Source organism: Mucilaginibacter sp. 21P (assembly GCF_019331605.1).
In the GTDB taxonomy this organism is placed as follows: Bacteria; Bacteroidota; Bacteroidia; order Sphingobacteriales; family Sphingobacteriaceae; genus Mucilaginibacter; species Mucilaginibacter achroorhodeus.
On sequence record NZ_CP063061.1, the window covers coordinates 1,733,803 to 1,754,547 of the forward strand.

General features: G+C 42.4%; 18 protein-coding genes and 5 tRNA genes. All 23 read left to right on the top strand.

What is annotated here, in order from left to right; all coding sequences use genetic code 11:
* The first annotated feature begins 21 nt into the window (after positions 1–21).
* The 23 genes from INP83_RS07885 to rfbA all read left to right on the top strand — a co-directional run bounded on the left by INP83_RS07885 (position 22) and on the right by rfbA (position 20,707).
* Positions 22–717 carry a carboxypeptidase-like regulatory domain-containing protein gene (locus INP83_RS07885; RefSeq protein ID WP_146268844.1) on the top strand — a complete coding sequence of 232 codons (696 nt, stop codon included), beginning with the start codon at positions 22–24 and terminating at the stop codon, positions 715–717.
* 423 nt (positions 718–1,140) lie between these two features.
* The gene (locus INP83_RS07890; protein ID WP_146273464.1) at positions 1,141–2,118 is read left to right on the top strand and encodes an IS110 family transposase; all 978 of its coding nucleotides are present in this window, start codon (positions 1,141–1,143) and stop codon (positions 2,116–2,118) included.
* A 115-nt stretch (positions 2,119–2,233) separates the two neighbouring features.
* Positions 2,234–2,425 carry a 30S ribosomal protein S21 gene (gene rpsU / locus INP83_RS07895; protein ID WP_022833144.1) on the top strand — a complete coding sequence of 64 codons (192 nt, stop codon included), beginning with the start codon at positions 2,234–2,236 and terminating at the stop codon, positions 2,423–2,425.
* 92 nt (positions 2,426–2,517) lie between these two features.
* The gene (locus INP83_RS07900) at positions 2,518–3,429 is read left to right on the top strand and encodes a tyrosine-type recombinase/integrase (protein ID WP_219126988.1); all 912 of its coding nucleotides are present in this window, start codon (positions 2,518–2,520) and stop codon (positions 3,427–3,429) included.
* Positions 3,430–3,441: 12 nt separating this feature from the next.
* Positions 3,442–3,789 (top strand): ribosome hibernation-promoting factor, HPF/YfiA family, encoded by a 348-nt coding sequence (hpf, locus tag INP83_RS07905; RefSeq protein WP_146268842.1) that lies wholly within the window; start codon positions 3,442–3,444, stop codon positions 3,787–3,789.
* A gap of 233 nt (positions 3,790–4,022) precedes the next feature.
* Positions 4,023–4,095: transfer RNA gene (locus tag INP83_RS07910), tRNA-Thr, on the top strand.
* A gap of 66 nt (positions 4,096–4,161) precedes the next feature.
* A tRNA-Tyr gene (locus INP83_RS07915) sits at positions 4,162–4,242 on the top strand.
* A gap of 82 nt (positions 4,243–4,324) precedes the next feature.
* Positions 4,325–4,397, top strand: a tRNA-Gly gene (locus INP83_RS07920).
* Between the two features lie 89 nt (positions 4,398–4,486).
* Positions 4,487–4,558 (top strand) — tRNA-Thr (locus tag INP83_RS07925).
* Between the two features lie 59 nt (positions 4,559–4,617).
* Positions 4,618–5,805, top strand: a complete 1,188-nt coding sequence (tuf, locus tag INP83_RS07930) for an elongation factor Tu (RefSeq protein ID WP_146268841.1) — start codon at positions 4,618–4,620, stop codon at positions 5,803–5,805.
* A 124-nt stretch (positions 5,806–5,929) separates the two neighbouring features.
* Positions 5,930–6,000 (top strand) — tRNA-Trp (locus tag INP83_RS07935).
* Positions 6,001–6,019: 19 nt separating this feature from the next.
* Positions 6,020–6,214, top strand: coding sequence for a preprotein translocase subunit SecE (gene secE, locus INP83_RS07940; protein ID WP_146268840.1), 195 nt, complete (start codon positions 6,020–6,022; stop codon positions 6,212–6,214).
* Positions 6,215–6,228: 14 nt separating this feature from the next.
* Positions 6,229–6,771 carry a transcription termination/antitermination protein NusG gene (gene nusG, locus INP83_RS07945; RefSeq protein WP_117390962.1) on the top strand — a complete coding sequence of 181 codons (543 nt, stop codon included), beginning with the start codon at positions 6,229–6,231 and terminating at the stop codon, positions 6,769–6,771.
* A gap of 177 nt (positions 6,772–6,948) precedes the next feature.
* Complete coding sequence (gene rplK / locus INP83_RS07950) at positions 6,949–7,392, top strand: 50S ribosomal protein L11 (RefSeq protein ID WP_146268839.1); 444 nt, start codon at positions 6,949–6,951, stop codon at positions 7,390–7,392.
* Positions 7,393–7,415: 23 nt separating this feature from the next.
* Positions 7,416–8,114, top strand: a complete 699-nt coding sequence (gene rplA, locus INP83_RS07955; protein ID WP_146268838.1) for a 50S ribosomal protein L1 — start codon at positions 7,416–7,418, stop codon at positions 8,112–8,114.
* 2 nt (positions 8,115–8,116) lie between these two features.
* Entirely contained in the window at positions 8,117–8,635 is a 519-nt protein-coding gene (gene rplJ / locus INP83_RS07960; RefSeq protein ID WP_219126989.1) for a 50S ribosomal protein L10, read from the top strand.
* Positions 8,636–8,701: 66 nt separating this feature from the next.
* Positions 8,702–9,085: a 50S ribosomal protein L7/L12 gene (gene rplL, locus INP83_RS07965; RefSeq protein ID WP_095703543.1), complete on the top strand. Its 384-nt coding sequence runs from the start codon at positions 8,702–8,704 to the stop codon at positions 9,083–9,085.
* Positions 9,086–9,277: 192 nt separating this feature from the next.
* Positions 9,278–13,081, top strand: a complete 3,804-nt coding sequence (gene rpoB / locus INP83_RS07970) for a DNA-directed RNA polymerase subunit beta (protein ID WP_146268836.1) — start codon at positions 9,278–9,280, stop codon at positions 13,079–13,081.
* Between the two features lie 120 nt (positions 13,082–13,201).
* The gene (rpoC, locus tag INP83_RS07975; protein WP_146268835.1) at positions 13,202–17,491 is read left to right on the top strand and encodes a DNA-directed RNA polymerase subunit beta'; all 4,290 of its coding nucleotides are present in this window, start codon (positions 13,202–13,204) and stop codon (positions 17,489–17,491) included.
* A gap of 75 nt (positions 17,492–17,566) precedes the next feature.
* Positions 17,567–17,878 (top strand): DUF3467 domain-containing protein, encoded by a 312-nt coding sequence (locus tag INP83_RS07980; RefSeq protein WP_146268834.1) that lies wholly within the window; start codon positions 17,567–17,569, stop codon positions 17,876–17,878.
* Between the two features lie 111 nt (positions 17,879–17,989).
* On the top strand, positions 17,990–18,922 hold the full coding sequence (locus INP83_RS07985; protein WP_219126990.1) for a GDP-L-fucose synthase: 933 nt from the start codon (positions 17,990–17,992) through the stop codon (positions 18,920–18,922).
* 18 nt (positions 18,923–18,940) lie between these two features.
* A complete protein-coding gene (rfbD, locus tag INP83_RS07990; RefSeq protein WP_219126991.1) occupies positions 18,941–19,798 on the top strand; it encodes a dTDP-4-dehydrorhamnose reductase in 858 nt (285 codons plus the stop codon).
* Between the two features lie 42 nt (positions 19,799–19,840).
* Complete coding sequence (rfbA, locus tag INP83_RS07995) at positions 19,841–20,707, top strand: glucose-1-phosphate thymidylyltransferase RfbA (protein WP_219126992.1); 867 nt, start codon at positions 19,841–19,843, stop codon at positions 20,705–20,707.
* Positions 20,708–20,745: the final 38 nt, after the last annotated feature.

Here is a 20,745-nt window from a genome sequence, read left to right on the forward strand (position 1 = left end):
GATAAGCTATTATTTAAAGCCATGAAGAAGATATTATTCCTTGCCGCAGCTCTTATTGTATTTGTGCAGATGGCTAAAGCCCAAAACACCCTTAAAGGAACTGTTTATGAAGCCGGCCGTGGTACCCGGCTTGATAACGTTTTTATCAGGGACAATAATACCAAACAGGTGAGCATCACAGATAAGAACGGAAATTTCGATATCAAGACAGCAACAGGCCATACCCTGATCTTTAATTCTCCCGGATACACTGCCGATACATTGTATGTGATAGATATGAGGCCAAAACGTATTGAGATGGCTTCTCAGATGATAAGATTGAGCGAGGTTAACGTAACTGCTACACGTGCACCATTTAATCCGAGGCTCGAGTACCCGGAGGTTTACGAGAAAAGTAAGGTATATGTGTTATCGCCATCAACATGGTTTAGCGGCGAGGGCAAGCGCGCCCGCAGGCTTAAAAAATACTTCCAGACCGAAGCCGAACAACGTGCCATCGACGATGCTTTTAGTCCGGCTTACGTGGGCAGCATAGTGCCGCTTAAAGGTGTAGAACTTGAAAACTTCATGACCATGTTCCGCCCAAGTTATAAGTTCCTGCGCAGCAACGATAGACAGTCAATGGCTGTATACATCAACGATAGCTACAAAAAATTTATGGCAATGCCGGCTGACAAGCGTGCACCACAAGGCCTTAAGACCACGGCGGCTGATTGATTTAAGTCTGTCTTGGTGAGCTTGTCGAACCACTCTTTGCTTTTATAGGTCTTCGACAAGCTAAGACTGACACGCCCTTTGAGTCATGGTAAGCCTGTCGAACCACTCGTCGCTTTTATAGGTCTTCGAAAGGCTCAGACTGGCACTCTATTTTAAGTCCTGGTGAGTTTGTCGAACCACTCTTCGCTTTTATAGGTCTTCGACAAGCTCCTTTAGATTTGCATAATTATTTTAGTAGGATAAAAGATCGCGAGGAGGCAGGGTGAACTATGACTTAGGCTCTGAGCTAATGGCTCATAATCTGAAGAAGACCCTGCCCCTTTTCATCAACAAGAAACTCAAATAGAAATTCGGGCTGGAGACCCATTATCAAGGAGTTGAGTATGTTGATGATCCCGATCAATAAAACTTCAAGACAAAATTATGCAAAAGCAAACAATTGTTGGTATCGATGTGAGCAGCGCGACATTGGATATCTGTGTAAGTAACGAACAGGGGCAATTATCATTTGTTATCAAGAATGAGGTAAAGAGCATCAAAAAGTTCTTCAGTTCTTACAAAGAACAACTGATCATCGGTATGGAGAATACAGGTCGCTACAATTGGAACTTATATGAAGCATTCAAAGAAACGGGGCATCGCATCTTTGTTGTACCACCATTGCATCTAAAAAAGAGCCTGGGTCTTGTCAGAGGAAAGAACGACAAGATAGATGCAGTAAGAATAGCAGCCTTTATTAAGAAAAGCCATGCAGAGCTTCCGCAATGGAAACCATCCTCTCAAACCATTCAGAAACTAAAGATCCTGCTTACCGAGCGTAACAGCCGGATCAAAACCAAAGTTCAGCTACTTAAACAACAGCATGACTACGCCAAGATGAAACACCTGGGCATATACAAATATCTGTTGAAAATGAACCAAGAACAACTTGCCCTGATTGGCAAGCAGATCAAAAAGATAGAGACAGATATCGAAATGGTCATTCGTGCTGATGAAAAAATGGACACGCAGGTGAACCTGATCCGTTCTGTACCGGGAGTTGGCAAAGTATTGTCCTGGATGATGCTTGCCAAAACAGAAGGCTTTGAACTGATCACAGAGGCAAGAAAGATGGCTTGTTATAGTGGCGTCGTCCCCTTTGCTAATAGTTCCGGTACTTCGATAAGGGGACGGCACCAGGTATCAACGTATGCTGATAAAGCGATCAAATCTGTACTGCATCTGGCTGCCATGAGTGCTATCCGACTTAAAAATGACCTGCAGCATTACTACCAACGTAAAGTAGCTGAAGGCAAGAACCGAATGAGCGCATTGAACGCTGTCAGGAACAAGATCGTTCACAGAATATTTGCCGTCATTAAAAAACAGCAACCCTATCAAATCAGTTTGCTTTTGTCATAGAAATCAGACTGACAGCAGGATTATTTTGCTTCCGTCAAAAAATATAAAATATTGTATTTCAATATTAAAAACATTTTTCTACCTTTGACGTCCCTGAAAGGAGGTATTTGGGATTATGATCATTATCAACGTAAAAGACGGAGAATCATTAGATAAAGCATTAAAACGCTTTAAAAAGAAATTTGAGAAAACTGGTGTCTTAAGAGAGCTACGCAGTCGTCAGGCTTTCGAAAAGAAATCTGTTACTCGCAGACACGTGGTTAAACACGCTATCTACAAACAAGGTTTAAACCAAGAAACTGTTTAATTCTTTCATCGGATAAAGAATTTTATAAATTTCTTGTCAGCATAAAAAAACTATTTGTACATTCAATTTACTTGGGTGTTCAAATAGTTTTTATGTTTTTAGCCGATTTCATACATTTTATCCGTAACGAGAAAAGGTACTCGCCGCACACCGTTACCGCGTATGAAGGCGATCTTCAGCAATTTTTCCAATTTTTGCATTCCGGCGAAGATCTTACCACCAAACACCCTGCAGAAATAACTTATCATGACATTCGTAACTGGATGGTTAAGCAAATGGACGAAGGTATCAGCCCGCGTTCTGTTAACCGTAAACTGGCTACGCTGCGTAAGTATTTTAAATTTCTGCTGCAACGCGGCGAGGTAACTGCAAACCCTACCGCTAAAGTTACAGCGCCTAAAGTAACTAAGAGTTTACCTGTAGTTGTTGAAGCCGATAAAATGACAGCTTTGCTTGATGGCAGGATGGATGATGGCACCGCACCCATATTTAGTAATGACTTTGCCGGTTTACGAGATAAAATGATCATTGAAATGTTGTTTGGTACCGGCATGCGCCTTGCCGAACTTTTAGGGTTAAAGGACGGGGACATAGATACCCGCGAAAAGACCATTAAAGTTTTAGGTAAACGCAACAAACAGAGGATAATACCCCTTAATACCGAACTATTGGCACTTATTGAACGGTATAGAGAGGTTAAGAAAAGTGAAATTTTTAATAACAATTCCTTAACCTTTATCGTTACAAATAAAGGAGCCGCCGCATATCCGGCGTTTATTTATTTAACCGTGCAAAAGTATCTTTCCTACATATCAACACAAGATAAAAAGAGCCCGCACGTGCTTAGGCACACTTTTGCAACCAGCCTTTTAAATAAAGGGGCCGACCTTAATGCAATAAAAGAACTGCTTGGCCATGCAAACTTAAGCGCAACGCAGGTTTACACGCACAATTCTGTTGAGAGACTCAAATCTATTTATAAACAAGCCCATCCAAAGGCATAAAAAGGAGGAAAAATGAAAATTACAGTGCAATCAATTCATTTCACCGCAGATCAGAAATTACTGGACTTTATACAGAAAAAGGCAGATAAGCTGGAGACATTTTTTGACAAGATAGTAAGCGGAGAAGTTTATTTAAAACTGGAAAATGTAGATGATGAGGCCAACAAGATATCAGAAATAAAGCTGACGCTGCCGGGCTTGCAGATGTTTGCTAAGGAGCAGTGCAAAACCTTTGAAGAGGCTACCGACCTGGCGGTTGAGAGCCTGAGGAAGCAAATTGAGAAATACAAAACAAAAAAATCTATTGCTGCCGAAGCTGCTAAAAAAGCTGCGCTTGTTTCGGAAGAGGATGATTTTTAAGCATATACAGAAACGAAAAATTCGTTATGATCGGCAGGCCAAAAGCCTGCCGATTTTTTTTGTAAAAATATTTTGCAGGGGTTTAATTTTTTGTAGATTTGCAATCCCTTTCGGAGAGGTCTTAAACACACCGCACAAAGCCAAAGGGTGGTTCTTTTAAAAGAGAAATAAAAACATCGCAAATTAATTTGCGCTTCGGTTATTCCGGTAAAACAGGGTAACGGAAATAATAAGCCTCCTTAGCTCAGCTGGTAGAGCAACTGACTTGTAATCAGTAGGTCATTGGTTCGATTCCGATAGGGGGCTCAGTTTATTTCGGAAGTGTGATACTTAGCTTCCAATTGAGTATTGTTATTTCCGAAATTAAACGATGGGGAGGTACCAGAGCGGTCAAATGGGACGGACTGTAAATCCGTTGCTTCGGCTACGAAGGTTCGAATCCTTCTCTCCCCACACAATTCAGTATGCAGTTTTCGGTTTGCAGTAAGCAGTTTATCTGCCAACTGTTAACGGGGAACTGCTAACTGATTTAAAAGCGGAAGTAGCTCAGTTGGTAGAGCGATAGCCTTCCAAGCTATAGGTCGCGAGTTCGAACCTCGTCTTCCGCTCTTTTAGGTGAGCAGTAGGCAATTAGCAGTTGGCAGTCGATACCTGAAACTGCAAACTGTATATTACAAACTGCAAACTTGAAATAAAAGCCGACGTAGCTCAGGGGTAGAGCACTTCCTTGGTAAGGAAGAGGTCATGGGTTCAAATCCCATTGTTGGCTCAAGTACTTTAAATAGTATTTTATTAAAGAATAAATTAACCTACAAACAAAAATAGATCATGGCAAAAGAAAAATTTGACCGCAGTAAACCGCACTTAAACATCGGTACAATCGGTCACGTTGACCACGGTAAAACAACCCTTACCGCAGCTATCACTAAAGTATTAGCTGACGCTGGTTTATCAGAAGCGCGTTCATTCGATTCAATTGACTCAGCTCCTGAAGAAAAAGAACGTGGTATTACTATCAATACTGCACACGTTGAGTATTCAACTGCAAACCGTCACTACGCACACGTTGACTGTCCGGGTCACGCTGACTATGTGAAAAACATGGTTACAGGTGCTGCTCAGATGGATGGAGCTATCATCGTGGTTGCTGCTACTGATGGTCCTATGCCACAAACTCGCGAGCACATCCTTTTGGCTCGTCAGGTAGGTGTACCTGCACTTGTAGTATTCATGAACAAAGTTGACATGGTTGACGACCCAGAGTTGTTAGAACTTGTTGAGATGGAAGTTCGTGAGTTATTATCATTCTACGAGTTCCCGGGTGATGATATCCCAGTTATCCAAGGTTCTGCTCTTGGTGGCTTAAATGCTGATCCAAAATGGGTTGGTAAAATTATGGAGTTGATGGACGCTGTAGATAGCTACATCCCAATCCCTCCACGTTTGACAGAGCTTCCATTCTTGATGCCAGTTGAGGACGTGTTCTCAATCACTGGTCGTGGTACAGTAGCAACTGGCCGTATCGAGCGTGGTGTAATCAACTCTGGTGATCCTGTAGATATCTTAGGTATGGGTGCTGAGAACTTGAAATCAACCGTAACTGGTGTTGAGATGTTCCGCAAGATCCTTGACCGTGGTGAAGCAGGTGACAACGTAGGTTTATTGTTACGTGGTATTGAGAAAACTGATATCCGCCGTGGTATGGTTATCTGTAAACCAGGTTCAGTAACTCCTCACACAGATTTCAAAGCAGAAGTTTACGTGTTATCAAAAGCAGAAGGTGGCCGTCACACTCCATTCTTCAACAAATACCGCCCGCAATTCTATTTCCGTACCACAGACGTAACAGGTGAGATTTCACTTGCTGAAGGTGTAGAAATGGTTATGCCAGGTGATAACGTTACTATCACTGTAAAATTGATCAACGCTATCGCTATGGAAAAAGGTCTTCGTTTCGCTATCCGTGAGGGTGGTAGAACCGTAGGTGCTGGTCAGGTAACTGAAATATTAGCATAATCCAAATACCCTTAAACGGGAGCTAACGGTTAATTTTTGTGTAAAGTACCGGGGCTATTGTCTCGGTACTTTATTCACAATAAGCAAAACATATAAATTTCTGGTAACACAGAGGTTTACATACACGGGAATAGTTCAATGGTAGAATAGAGGTCTCCAAAACCTTTGATCAGGGTTCGAATCCTTGTTCCCGTGCTTTAAGCGAACAGATAAAATGGCAGGCGTAGCTGAATATATTAAAGAATCATACATCGAGTTGACCGAGAAAGTAACCTGGCCAACCTGGAGAGAACTGCAAAACAGTGCTGTATTGGTATTGGTTGCGGCCTTAATTATTGCCATGGTTATTTTTGGTATGGATCAGATAATCGGCTATTTGCTTAATCAGTTTTATACTTCACTAACCTAATTATAAGTAAATAGATGAGTGATCAATTAAAATGGTACGTAGTTAGGGCTATTAGTGGTAAAGAGAAGAAGGTAAAACAATATATAGATGCGGAAGTAAGCAGGTTGGGTATCACTCATCTTGTACCGCAGGTTTTAATACCTACTGAGAAATATTACCAGATGCGTGATGGAAAGAAGATCGCTAAAGAGCGTAACTACTTCCCAGGATACGTGTTGATGGAAGCAGCGTTGGATGGTGAGCTTGAGCACGTTATCAAGAACATCAACAGCGTTATTGGTTTTTTGGGCGATAAGGCAGGTAATGCCATCCCATTGCGCCAGGCAGAAGTTAATCGCATTTTAGGTAAGGTTGACGAGATGACAACCCAGGCCGAAACAATGAACGTGCCTTATTACGTTGGCGAGAACGTTAAAGTAATGGATGGCCCTTTCAACGGTTTCAGCGGTGTTATTGAAGAGGTTAACGAAGAGAAAAAGAAACTGAAAGTAATGGTAAAGATATTCGGGCGCCGTACGCCGCTTGAATTGAATTACATGCAGGTAGAAAAAGAGTAGTAAATAAGTATCGGGTATCAAGTAGCAAGACACACATTGCGCTGACATAACACACCGATACATTGTATAAAAAATATGGGTCTTGATACTTGATACTAAGTACCTGATACCCTCAAGATCTTAAATGTTACTTAGCTTCCACTTACTAACATTGAGTTATAATAAAGTAAATTAAAAATGGCAAAAGAAGTCGGTGCGTTAGTAAAACTACAAGTAAAAGGCGGCGCTGCAAATCCATCTCCACCAATTGGCCCTGCATTGGGTGCAAAAGGTGTAAACATTATGGAGTTTTGCAAGCAGTTTAATGCACGTACCCAGGATCGTCCTGGTAAAGTGTTGCCTGTGGTTATTACTGTATACGTAGACAAGTCATTCGATTTTATCATCAAAACCCCACCGGTTGCAATACAACTGTTGGAAGCAACTGGTTTAAAAAGCGGTTCGGCCGAGCCAAACCGTAAAAAAGTTGCCAATGTAAATTGGGAACAAGTTGAAACCATTGCAAAAGATAAAATGACTGATTTGAATGCTTTTACAGTAGAATCAGCCATGAAAATGGTGGCAGGTACTGCCCGCAGTATGGGGATTACCGTTAGCGGTACAGCACCCTGGAACAATTAATTTATACAAATCAGTTTAAGACAGTGGCAAGATTAACAAAAAATCAAAAAGCGGCACTCTCCAAAATTGAGGCGAACAAAACTTACACATTACAAGATGCGTCTGCTTTGGTAAAGGAACTTACCAATACCAAGTTTGATTCATCAGTAGATATTGATGTACGTTTAGGTGTTGACCCACGTAAAGCCAATCAAATGGTACGTGGTATTGCAACCCTTCCTCATGGAACCGGTAAAACTGTACGCGTTTTGGTGCTTTGTACTCCAGATAAGGAACAAGAAGCAAAAGACGCAGGCGCAGATTACGTAGGTTTGGATGATTATATTGCCAAGATTGAAGGCGGTTGGACTGATGTTGATATTATCATCACTATGCCAAGTGTTATGGCTAAAGTAGGACGTTTGGGCCGTGTTTTAGGTCCGCGTAACTTAATGCCTAACCCTAAATCAGGTACAGTTACTCCAGAAGTGGGTAAAGCTGTAACTGAGGTTAAAGGTGGTAAGATCGATTTCAAGGTTGATAAAACCGGTATCATCCACACTTCAATAGGAAAAGCATCTTTCTCTGCTGAGAAAATTTATGAGAATGCATTAGAAGTATTGCAGGTTATCTCTAAATTAAAACCATCAGCAGCAAAGGGCACATATTTCAAGAGTATTCATATCTCTTCAACAATGTCGCCAGGAATTACAATTGAAACTAAATCAGTAGCGGGGATCTAATCATGAATAAAGAAGAAAAACACGACCTTGTTCTTGCCCTTACTGAGCAGATTAAAGAGTACGGTAATTTTTACATTACTGATACTGCTGATCTTACGGTTGCAAAAGTAAATTCGATCCGCCGTCAGTGCTTTGAAAACGAGATCACCATGCAAGTTGCTAAAAACAGCTTGATCAAAAAAGCTATGGAAGCTGCAGGTGGCGAGTTTGATGCGATATACGATGTATTAAAAGGTTCATCATCGATCCTTTTCTCTAAATCAGCAACAGCCCCGGCTAAGCTGATCAAAAAACTGAGAAAAACAGGTGACAAACCGCTTTTAAAAGCAGCTTATATCGACTCAGCAATTTTCATAGGCGACAATCAGTTAGATACCTTAACTAAGCTTAAATCTAAGGAACAACTGATAGGCGAGATCATTGGCTTACTGCAATCACCGGCTAAGAACGTTGTTTCTGCTCTACAATCAAGCGGAAGCATTATTGCAGGTGTTGTAAAAACATTACAAGAAAGAGGTTAATCCAAACACCTTTAAAAGTTTGGACATTAAAAAACAAAGTATTTAAAAGTAAAAATTTAAAATAAAATGGCAGATTTAAAAGCCTTTGCTGAACAGTTGGTTAACTTAACAGTAAAAGAAGTAAACGAGTTAGCTCAAATCTTAAAAGACGAGTATGGCATTGAGCCAGCTGCTGCAGCTGTTGCTGTTGCTGCTCCTGCAGGTGATGGTGGCGATGCTGCTCCTGCTGCTGCTGAGCAAACTGCATTTGACGTGATCCTGAAAGAAGCTGGTGGTCAAAAATTAGCAGTTGTTAAATTAGTAAAAGACTTAACTGGTCTTGGTCTTAAAGAAGCTAAAGATTTAGTAGACGGCGCTCCAAAAGAATTGAAAGCTGGCGTTTCTAAAGAAGAAGCTGAGTCTCTGAAAAAACAATTAGAGGAAGCCGGAGCAGTAGTTGAGGTTAAATAATTTAACCCTCCGCACAAAATAGCATCAGACTCCGACCATTTTTGGTCGGGGTCTATTGCTGTTTATATACGTCGTTATATAAGAGGGTTGTGGTTTGTGGTTCATCCCATCCCTTAAATTACAGTAGCACAGGCTTCTGAGTTACTAAAAGCCGCATACAAAACAGGTTTAATAAATTAAAATTATAACACCTTGGCAAACGATAATAACCAAAGAGTAAACTTTGCAACCAGCAGAAAGGTACTTGAATACCCGGATTTCCTGGATGTACAGTTACAATCTTTCCAGGAATTTTTTCAATTAGAAACTACTTCAGACAACCGCCACAAAGAGGGCTTGTTTAAAGTATTTGCAGAAAACTTTCCTATCTCAGATTCAAGAAACATCTTCGTTTTAGAGTTTCTTGATTATTTTATTGACCCGCCTCGTTATGATATACGCGAGTGTATTGAGCGTGGGTTAACTTACAGTGTGCCATTAAAAGCAAAACTTCGCCTTAGCTGTAACGATGCTGAGCACGAAGATTTTGAAACAATTGTGCAAGACGTATACCTGGGTACCATCCCATACATGACGCCTAAAGGTACTTTTGTTATCAATGGTGCCGAGCGTGTGATCGTATCACAGCTGCACCGCTCACCAGGTGTGTTCTTTGGCCAAAGCCGCCACACCAACGGTACAAAATTATACTCTGCCCGTGTTATTCCTTTCAAAGGTTCATGGATAGAGTTTGCTACAGACGTTAACAACGTGATGTATGCATACATTGACCGTAAAAAGAAATTCCCGGTTACAACGCTGCTTCGTGCAATTGGTTATGACTCTGATAAAGACATCCTGGAGTTATTTGAACTTGCAGACGAAGTTAAAGTAAGCAAATCTGGCCTTAAGAAATTTATTGGCCGTAAGCTTGCCGCAAGGGTACTTAAGAAATGGGTTGAAGACTTCGTAGATGAAGATACCGGTGAGGTAGTTTCTATCGACCGTAATGAGATCATCCTTGAGCGCGAGACCGTATTGGAAGATGACCACATCGATATGATCATCGACGCTGGTGTTAAAACCATTATCCTTAACAAGGAAGATGCGTCTACCAGTGGTGATTATACCATTATATACAATACTTTACAAAAAGATACTTCAAACTCAGAGAAAGAAGCGGTTGAACATATCTACCGCCAGCTGCGTAACGCAGAACCACCTGATGAGGAAACCGCACGCGGTATCATTGACAGGTTATTCTTCTCTGATAAACGATATGACCTGGGTGATGTGGGCCGTTACCGCATTAACCGTAAATTGAAACTGGATACTTCTGACGAGATCAAAGTGTTAACCAAGCAGGATATCATCGCGATTGTTAAGTATTTGATCAAACTCATCAACTCAAAAGCTGAGGTGGATGATATTGACCACTTATCAAACCGTCGTGTGCGTACCGTTGGTGAGCAGCTTTACGCTCAGTTTGGTGTAGGTTTAGCGCGTATGGCACGTACCATCCGCGAGCGTATGAACATTCGTGACAACGAGGTGTTCACACCTACCGACCTGATCAACGCGCGTACTCTGTCATCAGTTATCAACTCGTTCTTCGGTACCAACCAGCTTTCACAGTTCATGGACCAAACCAATCCACTGGCAGAGATCACGCACAAGCGTCGTCTGTCAGCCCTTGGGCCAGGTGGTCTGTCACGTGAGCGTGCAGGTTTCGAGGTTCGTGACGTTCACTATACCCACTATGGTAGGTTGTGTACTATTGAAACACCGGAAGGACCGAACATCGGTTTGATCTCTTCTTTGTGTGTACACGCTAAGATCAACAACTTAGGCTTTATCGAAACACCGTACAAACGTGTTGTTGATGGCAAAGTACAAGTTGATGAGCCGGTTATTTACCTGTCTGCAGAAGATGAAGATGGTAAAACCATTGGCCAGGCAAACGCAGTATATGATGATAAAGGTGAATTTGCTACTCCACGTGTAAAAGCACGTTACGAGGGCGACTTCCCGGTAATTGAGCCGGAAAGGCTGGATCTGATGGACATTGCTCCAAACCAGATCACGTCTATCGCTGCATCGTTGATTCCGTTCTTAGAGCATGATGACGCAAACCGTGCTTTGATGGGATCGAACATGCAACGCCAGGCCGTGCCGCTTTTACGCCCTGAGGCGCCAATTGTAGGTACCGGTTTGGAAGGCCGTGTAGCAAAAGACTCTCGTACCCTTATCAATGCCGAAGGCAATGGTGTGGTTGAGTATGTTGATGCTAACCAGATCACTATTAAATATGACCGTAATGAGCTTGACCGTTTAATATCATTTGACGGTGATAGCAAAACTTACTTGTTAACCAAGTTTAAGAAAACCAACCAAAGCACCACCATCAACCTTAAGCCAATTGTTAAAAAAGGCCAAAGAGTTGAAAAGGGGCAGGTACTTTGTGAAGGTTATGCAACACAGAATGGTGAGCTTGCTCTTGGCCGTAACCTTAAAGTGGCGTTCATGCCTTGGCAAGGTTATAACTTTGAGGATGCTATCGTTATATCTGAGCGCGTAGTGTCGCAGGATATATTCACTTCAATTCACGTTGAAGAGTTTGAACTTGAAGTACGTGATACTAAACGCGGTGAAGAGGAATTGACACCTGATATCCCTAACGTATCTGAAGAAGCTACAAAAGACCTTGACGAGAACGGTATCATCCGTATCGGTGCCGAGGTTAAAGAAGGCGATATCCTTATCGGTAAGATCACTCCTAAAGGTGAGTCAGATCCTTCACCGGAAGAGAAACTATTACGTGCCATATTTGGTGACAAAGCAGGTGACGTTAAGGATGCATCATTAAAAACTCCGCCTTCAATTGCGGGTGTTGTTATTGATACCAAACTTTTCAGCCGTGCTAAAAAGACCACCAAATCTGAAGAGAAAGCACAAATTGAGAAACTTGATGCTAAACACGAAAAAGCGATCAGAGAACTTAAAGCTACTTTAGTTGATAAGTTGTTTGAGATAGTTAACGGTAAAACATCACAAGGTGTTTACAACGTTTACAAAGAGCTTTACGTAGCTAAAGGTGTTAAGTTCACTCAAAAAATACTTGCCGAATTAAACTACGAGAACATCAATCCAACTAAATGGACAACTGATGACGACAAGAACGACCAGATAAAAACGTTACTTCATAACTACGGTATTAAAGTTAACGAAGAACTGGGTGCTTACCGTCGCGATAAGTTTGCTATCAGCGTGGGTGATGAGCTGCCATCAGGTATTGTACAGATGGCTAAGGTTTACATCGCTAAGAAACGTAAACTTAAAGTAGGTGATAAGATGGCGGGCCGCCACGGTAACAAAGGTATTGTTGCACGTATTGTACGTGACGAGGATATGCCTTTCTTGGAAGATGGTACCCCGGTTGATATTGTGTTGAACCCACTTGGTGTACCTTCACGTATGAACTTGGGCCAGATCTATGAGACCGTATTAGGTTGGGCCGGTAAAGAGCTGGGTATGAAATTCGCTACGCCTATTTTCGATGGTGCAAGCCACAGCGAGGTAGAAGAGTGGATAAGCAAAGCTAAATTACCGGAATCTGGCCGTACTTACTTGTACAACGGTTTAACCGGCGATCGTTTTGACCAGCAAACTACTGTAGGTATTATCTACATGCTTAAACTGGGCCACATGGTTGATGATAAGATGCACGCCCGTTCTATCGGTCCGTACTCGCTTATCACACAACAGCCGCTGGGTGGTAAAGCTCAGTTCGGTGGTCAGCGTTTTGGTGAGATGGAGGTTTGGGCATTGGAGGCATTCGGTGCAGCAAACATTCTACAGGAGATACTTACCGTTAAATCGGATGATGTTATCGGCCGTGCCAAAACATACGAAGCTATTGTTAAAGGCGAGAACCTGCCAACACCATCAGTGCCAGAATCATTCAACGTATTGGTTCACGAGCTAAGAGGTTTAGGTTTGGATATCACCTTGGAATAAGATTGTTTTAAAGTTGTAAGGTTTGAATGTTGAAAGTTTAATACCACAACATTTTAGCCTTACAACATTTCAACTTTACAACGTTCCAACCTTTCAACAACATTAAAAAAAGAGGAGACTATGTCTTACAAAAAGGATAATAAAATCAAAAGTAACTTCACCACCATTACCATCAGTTTGGCCTCTCCGGAGTCTATCCTGGAGCGTTCGAGCGGTGAGGTTTTAAAGCCGGAGACCATTAACTACCGTACTTACAAACCTGAGCGTGATGGTTTGTTCTGCGAGCGTATTTTTGGTCCGGTTAAAGATTATGAATGTCATTGCGGTAAATACAAACGTATTCGTTACAAGGGTATAGTGTGTGACCGTTGTGGTGTTGAAGTAACTGAGAAAAAGGTTCGTCGCGAGCGTATGGGCCACATCAATCTGGTGGTTCCGGTTGCGCACATCTGGTATTTCCGCTCGTTGCCAAACAAAATTGGTTACCTGCTGGGCCTGCCAACCAAAAAGCTCGACCTGATCATTTATTATGAAAGATATGTAGTTATACAGCCGGGTGTTAAAGAATCTGACGGGATCTCGAAAATGGATTTCCTTACAGAAGAAGAATACCTGGATATCCTGGATACTTTACCAAAAGAAAACCAGTACCTGGATGACAAAGACCCACAAAAATTTGTGGCTAAAATGGGTGCCGAAGCGCTTGAGGAATTGTTACGCCGCATCAATTTAGATGAGCTTTCATACAACCTGCGCCACCAGGCAGCTAACGAAACTTCGCAGCAACGTAAAAACGAGGCGTTAAAACGTCTTCAGGTTGTTGAGGCTTTCCGTGGTTCAAAAACACGTATCGAGAATAACCCTGAGTGGATGATCGTTAAGATCGTTCCGGTTATACCTCCTGAGTTACGCCCGTTAGTACCATTGGAAGGTGGCCGTTTCGCTACTTCCGATCTAAACGACCTTTACCGCCGTGTAATTATCCGTAACAACCGTTTAAAACGTTTGATCGAGATAAAAGCACCGGAAGTAATTTTACGTAACGAGAAACGTATGTTGCAGGAAGCTGTGGATTCGTTATTTGATAACTCACGTAAAGTTAACGCGGTTAAAACCGAAGGTAACCGTGCTTTGAAATCACTTTCAGATATCCTGAAAGGTAAACAAGGCCGTTTCCGTCAGAACCTTTTGGGTAAACGTGTTGACTACTCTGCACGTTCGGTAATTGTTGTAGGCCCTAACCTTAAACTGCATGAGTGTGGTTTACCAAAGGATATGGCTGCCGAGCTGTTTAAACCATTTATCATCCGCAAAATGATTGAGCGCGGTGTGGTTAAAACAGTAAAATCTGCCAAAAAGATAGTTGACCGTAAAGACCCATTAGTTTGGGATATTTTGGAGAACGTACTTAAAGGCCACCCTGTATTGCTAAACCGTGCGCCTACACTGCACAGGTTAGGTATCCAGGCGTTTCAGCCTAAACTGGTTGAAGGTAAAGCTATCCAGCTGCACCCATTAACCTGTACCGCGTTCAACGCCGACTTTGACGGTGACCAGATGGCTGTGCACGTACCGCTTGGCAACGCAGCAATTTTGGAAGCCCAGGTATTAATGCTTGCATCGCACAACATCCTTAACCCGGCAAATGGCACACCAATTACGGTACCATCTCAGGACATGGTGCTTGGTTTGTACTACATAACCAAAGGCCGTAAAACTGATGAGACCCGTGTTGTTAAAGGTCAGGATCTGTCTTTCTACTCTGCAGAAGAGGTGATCATCGCTTACAACGAGAAGAAAATTGACCTGCACGCCTTTATTAAAGTAAAAGGCCGTGTTAAAGAGCGCGATGGCAGCATCGTTACTAAATTGATTGAAACTACTGTAGGCCGCGTGTTATTTAACCAGCACGTACCAGAAGAGGTAGGTTATATAAATGAGTTGTTGACCAAAAAATCACTACGTGATATTATTGGTGAGGTAGTGAAAACTACCGGTATGGCACGCGCAGCACAGTTCCTGGATGATATCAAAGAATTAGGCTTCCAGATGGCATTCCGTGGTGGTCTTTCATTTAACCTTAAAGACATCAACATTCCGGAGCAAAAAGTTAAACTGATCGACCAGGCTTCAAAAGAAGTTGAGGAAGTGATGAATAACTACAACATGGGGTTCATTACCAACAACGAGCGTTACAACCAGATCATCGATATCTGGACACGTATCAACAACCGCTTAACTGCGAACGTAATGGATATCCTTAGCAACGATAACCAGGGCTTCAACTCTGTTTACATGATGCTTGACTCTGGTGCACGTGGTTCTAAAGAGCAGATCCGTCAGCTTGCAGGTATGCGTGGTTTGATGGCTAAGCCGCAAAAATCAGGTTCAGGTGGTGAGATCATTGAAAACCCTATCCTTTCAAACTTTAAAGAAGGTTTGTCGGTATTGGAGTACTTCATTTCTACCCACGGTGCGCGTAAAGGTTTGGCGGATACGGCGTTGAAAACAGCGGATGCTGGTTACTTAACCCGTCGTTTACATGACGTAGCACAGGATATGATCGTAGGTGAGGTTGATTGTGGTACACTACGTGGTATCTACACAACTGCATTAAAAGATAACGAGGATATTGTTGAGCCATTATACGACCGTATCTTGGGCCGTACAACCCTGCACGATGTTCATGACCCTATCACCAATGAGCTTTTAGTAGCTGCCGGTGAAGATATCACTGAAGAGATCGCTAAGAAAATAGAGAACTCTCCGCTTGAGGGTGTTGAGATACGTTCAGTATTAACTTGCGAAAGCAAGCGTGGTGTGTGTTCATTATGTTATGGCCGTAACCTTGCAAGCGGTAAACGCGTGCAAATGGGCGAGGCTGTTGGTGTAATTGCCGCACAGTCTATCGGTGAGCCGGGTACACAGTTAACACTTCGTACCTTCCACGTGGGTGGTACTGCATCAAACATCGCGGCTGAATCACAGATCAACGCTAAATTTGATGGTGTTATCGAGTTTGAAAACGTACGCACCGTTAGTTACGAAACTGCCGAAGATGGCGCTGTTGATGTGGTATTAGGCCGTTCTGGCGAGTTCCGTATCATTGAGGCAGGTACCAACAAGGTAATTGTAACCAACAATATACCTTACGGTTCATACCTGTACATTAAAGACGGTGCAACCGTTACTAAAGGCGACCGTATCTGTTCATGGGATCCGTACAACGCGGTAATTATCTCTGAGTTTGCAGGTATCGCTCAGTTTGAGTCGGTATTAGAAGGTGTTACTTTCCGTGAGGAAAGCGACGAGCAAACAGGTCACCGCGAAAAAGTAATTATAGATACACGCGACAAAACCAAAAACCCTGCTATACAGATAGTAGATAATAAAGGTAATGTTGTTAAAGGCTACAACATCCCGGTAGGTGCTCACATCTCTGTAGATGAAGGCGACAAACTGCAAACCGGACAAGTTATTGCTAAAATTCCTCGTTCAACCGGTAAAACGCGAGATATTACGGGTGGTCTTCCACGTGTAACCGAGTTATTTGAAGCACGTAACCCATCTAACCCTGCAGTTGTAACTGAGATTGATGGTGTGGTAACTTTAGGTGGTGTTAAACGTGGTAACCGCGAGATAACCATTGAAAGTAAAGACGGACAGGTTAAAAAATACCTTGTACCATTGTCTAAACACATCCTTGTACAGGATAACGACTTTGTTAAAGCTGGTATGCCATTGTCTGATGGTTCTATCTCTCCGGCAGATATCCTTGCAATTAAAGGCCCTGCTGCTGTGCAAGAGTACCTGGTAAACGGTATACAAGAGGTTTACCGCTTACAGGGTGTGAAGATCAACGATAAACACTTTGAGGTTATCGTTCACCAGATGATGCAGAAAGTAGCTATTGAGGATGCAGGTGATACCCGTTTCCTTGAAAGAGAAGCTGTTGACAGCTGGGATTTCATGATGGAGAACGACGACATCTACGACAAGAAAGTTGTTGTTGAGCCGGGTGATTCTACAAACCTGAAAGCTGGTCAGATCATTTCATTGCGTAAACTGAGAGACGAAAACTCAATGTTGAAACGCCGTGATATGAAACTGGTTGAGGTAAGGGACGCAATCCCTGCAACTTCAAGCCCAATGCTTCAAGGTATCACAAGGGCATCATTAGGTACCAAATCGTTCATCTCTGCGGCATCGTTCCAGGAAACTACAAAAGTACTGAACGAAGCAGCTATCGCCGGTAAACGCGATAACATGCTTGGCCTGAAAGAGAACGTTATTGTAGGTCACTTGATCCCATCAGGAACCGGTATGCGTGATTATGAAAATATCCGCGTAGGTTCTCAGGAAGAGTTTGACCGCTTAATGGCCTCTAAAACTGAGGAAGTAGAAGCTTAATCAGATTTTTTAAATACTTTAGCAAAGCCTTCTGTGCAAACGGAAGGCTTTGCTTTTTTTAACTACTTTTGCGCTATGGAAGAACAGAACGAAAACCAAATCAGCATTGAACTAAGCGAAGAAATGGCCGAGGGTATCTACTCAAACCTGGCTATTATTACGCACTCAAGCTCAGAGTTTGTTGTCGATTTTATCCGTGTAATGCCGGGTGTTCCAAAAGCCAAGGTTAAATCGCGCGTGGTACTAACTCCAGAACATGCAAAAAGATTAGTTGGAGCATTGCAAGATAATATAGACCGCTTTGAAGAGGCCCACGGCCGTATCAAGATCCAGAATGATCCGCCGGCATTCCCCATGAATTTTGGCGGCACAATGGGGCAGGCATAATAGTTCATTAGTTAACTTATTCAATGGTTTATTAAGGTAAAGTTAGAGATATAGCACTTGCCATTATGCCACCAACGAACTAATGAACTGATGAACCAATGAACTTTAAAAATGAACAAAGATTCTAAAATATTTATAGCGGGCCATCGTGGTATGGTGGGTTCTGCAATTATGCGTAAACTGCAGCACGAAGGTTTTACTGATCTGATAACGCGCACTTCATCGGAACTTGATCTCCGTAACCAACAGGCAGTAGCTGATTTTTTCGCCACCGAAAAGCCGGAGTATGTATTCCTGGCAGCTGCTAAAGTGGGAGGTATTGTAGCCAATAACACTTACCGTGCAGAATTTCTTTATGACAACCTGCAGATCCAAAATAATATCATCAACTCGTCGCATGTTAATGGCGTTAAAAAACTGATGTTTTTGGGTTCGAGCTGTATCTACCCTAAGATGGCGCCACAACCGCTGCACGAGGATGCATTGCTTACGGGTTTGTTAGAACCAACTAACGAGCCCTATGCCATTGCCAAGATCTCGGGCATTAAAATGTGCGATGCCTACCGTGCGCAGTATGGCTGTAATTTTATCTCGGTAATGCCTACTAACCTTTACGGTTATAATGACAATTACCATCCGCAAAACTCGCATGTGCTGCCGGCGTTGATCCGCCGTTTTCATGAAGCAAAGGAGCAAGGCGCCCCAAGTGTTACCATATGGGGTAGCGGTTCGCCTTTGAGGGAATTTTTATTTGCTGATGATTTGGCAGAGGCCTGCTACTATTTAATGCAAAATTATGATGAAGCAGGGTTCATCAACATCGGTAGTGGTAAAGAGATCTCCATAAAAGACCTCGCTATATTAATAAAAGATATTGTGGGCTATAACGGCACACTTGAATTTGATACCACTAAACCGGATGGTACTCCACGTAAATTAATGGATGTTTCTAAGCTGGCCGAAAAAGGCTGGTCTTATAAAACCGAACTGGCTGATGGTATTAAATTGGCCTACGCTGATTTTTTGAATAAATACAAAGGTTAAAGCTTCTTTAGAAACTTTATGAAAAAGATTTTAGTTTTTGGTGCATCGGGGCAGTTAGGTAACTGCCTGAAAGAGGTAGTTGAAGACAAGGCGCTTGAAGGCTACGTCTTTCCTGATGAATCGGAGGCAAATATTCTTGATGTAAATTCATTGGAAAAGCTATTCGCTAAGCATGATCCAACTCACTGTATCAATTGCGCAGCTTACACCGCGGTTGACAAAGCTGAAAACGACCGGGAAACCGCGTACGCTGTCAATAAAACAGGTGTAGAAAACCTTTCAGATCTTTGCAATTCCTATGATACGGTCCTCATCCATATTTCAACCGACTTTGTATTTGGTGGTGACGGGAGCACGCCCTTGAACGAAGAAGACACAACGGCACCGGTAAGCGTATATGGCCGATCTAAATTAGATGGCGAACTTGTTATTCCAACTGTTTTAAACAAGTATTTCATTATCCGTACCGGTTGGTTGTATTCAGAGTACGGCAACAATTTTGTAAAAACCATTTTGCGCATCGGCAAAGAACGAGGTGAGATAAGAGTGATCAATGATCAAACAGGTACGCCAACCTACGGCATTGACCTTGCAAAGACCGTAACTGAAATTATCAGCTCAGGCATAACTAAATATGGCCTGTATCATTACGCTAATGATGGTAGTACCACTTGGTATGGCTTTGCAAAGCAGATACACGAGCTTGCAGGTACCGGCGTAAAAGTATTACCTATCCCTACAACTGAATACCCAACGCCGGCCAAAAGACCGGTGTATTCTGTGATGGATAAGTCAAAAATCAAACAAACATTCAATCTTGATATTCCACAATGGGAGGATAGTTTAAAGGTTTGCATCAGTAAACTGGAAAATTAGATAAGCAATTCTAAATTCACTAAATCACACATTCATTATACTATGAAAGGTATCATTTTAGCTGGTGGCTCGGGCACAAGGCTTTATCCAATAACAAAGGCTATAAGCAAACAACTGATGCCTATTTATGATAAACCGATGATCTATTATCCGCTGTCGGTATTAATGCTTGCAGGGATAAACGAAATTTTGATCATCACTACGCCTGAAGACAACGCTGGTTTTAAACGCCTTTTAGGCACGGGTGAGGAGTTAGGCTGTAAATTCGAGTACGCAGTGCAGGAGAAACCAAATGGCCTTGCACAAGCCTTTGTAATAGGTGCCGAGTTTGTGGGTAAAGATAAAGTGGCCCTGGTGCTGGGCGATAATATCTTTTATGGATCGGGTTTCAGCAAGTTGTTGCAAAGCTTTAGCAATATAGATGGCGCAGCTATCTTTGCCTACCCGGTTGCCGACCCTGAGCGTTACGGCGTTGTTGAATTTGATACCGATAATAAAGCCATATCTATTGAAGAAAAACCTCAGCAGCCAAAATCAAAATTCGCTGTACCGGGTTTGTATTTTTACGATAACAGCGTAGTTGAAATAGCTAAAAATATCGCACCTTCTCCTCGCGGCGAGTACGAAATAACCGATGTAAATAAAGAATACCTTAAGCAAGGTAATCTGCATGTTGGTGTAATGGACCGCGGTACAGCCTGGTTAGATACCGGCACTTTCGACTCATTGAGCGATGCTACCGAATTTGTACGGGTGATTGAAAAACGCCAGTCAAAAAAAATAGGTTGTATTGAAGAAGTAGCGTATTTAATGGGCTATATAGATGCTGACAGATTAAAGGAATTGGCGCAAAAATATGCCAAAAGCGGTTACGGGGCATATCTGCAATCGGTTTTAGACAATAGTTGAAAAGATTTTGAATTAAAAAGAGCAGGCTAACAGCCTGC

Coding starts and splice junctions, on each gene's coding strand:
- INP83_RS07885 (WP_146268844.1), top strand. CDS start 22: ATGAAGAAGATATTATTCCTTGCCGCAGCTCTTATTGTATTTGTGCAG.
- INP83_RS07890 (WP_146273464.1), top strand. CDS start 1,141: ATGCAAAAGCAAACAATTGTTGGTATCGATGTGAGCAGCGCGACATTG.
- rpsU (WP_022833144.1), top strand. CDS start 2,234: ATGATCATTATCAACGTAAAAGACGGAGAATCATTAGATAAAGCATTA.
- INP83_RS07900 (WP_219126988.1), top strand. CDS start 2,518: ATGTTTTTAGCCGATTTCATACATTTTATCCGTAACGAGAAAAGGTAC.
- hpf (WP_146268842.1), top strand. CDS start 3,442: ATGAAAATTACAGTGCAATCAATTCATTTCACCGCAGATCAGAAATTA.
- tuf (WP_146268841.1), top strand. CDS start 4,618: ATGGCAAAAGAAAAATTTGACCGCAGTAAACCGCACTTAAACATCGGT.
- secE (WP_146268840.1), top strand. CDS start 6,020: ATGGCAGGCGTAGCTGAATATATTAAAGAATCATACATCGAGTTGACC.
- nusG (WP_117390962.1), top strand. CDS start 6,229: ATGAGTGATCAATTAAAATGGTACGTAGTTAGGGCTATTAGTGGTAAA.
- rplK (WP_146268839.1), top strand. CDS start 6,949: ATGGCAAAAGAAGTCGGTGCGTTAGTAAAACTACAAGTAAAAGGCGGC.
- rplJ (WP_219126989.1), top strand. CDS start 8,117: ATGAATAAAGAAGAAAAACACGACCTTGTTCTTGCCCTTACTGAGCAG.
- rplL (WP_095703543.1), top strand. CDS start 8,702: ATGGCAGATTTAAAAGCCTTTGCTGAACAGTTGGTTAACTTAACAGTA.
- rpoC (WP_146268835.1), top strand. CDS start 13,202: ATGTCTTACAAAAAGGATAATAAAATCAAAAGTAACTTCACCACCATT.
- INP83_RS07980 (WP_146268834.1), top strand. CDS start 17,567: ATGGAAGAACAGAACGAAAACCAAATCAGCATTGAACTAAGCGAAGAA.
- INP83_RS07985 (WP_219126990.1), top strand. CDS start 17,990: ATGAACAAAGATTCTAAAATATTTATAGCGGGCCATCGTGGTATGGTG.
- rfbD (WP_219126991.1), top strand. CDS start 18,941: ATGAAAAAGATTTTAGTTTTTGGTGCATCGGGGCAGTTAGGTAACTGC.
- rfbA (WP_219126992.1), top strand. CDS start 19,841: ATGAAAGGTATCATTTTAGCTGGTGGCTCGGGCACAAGGCTTTATCCA.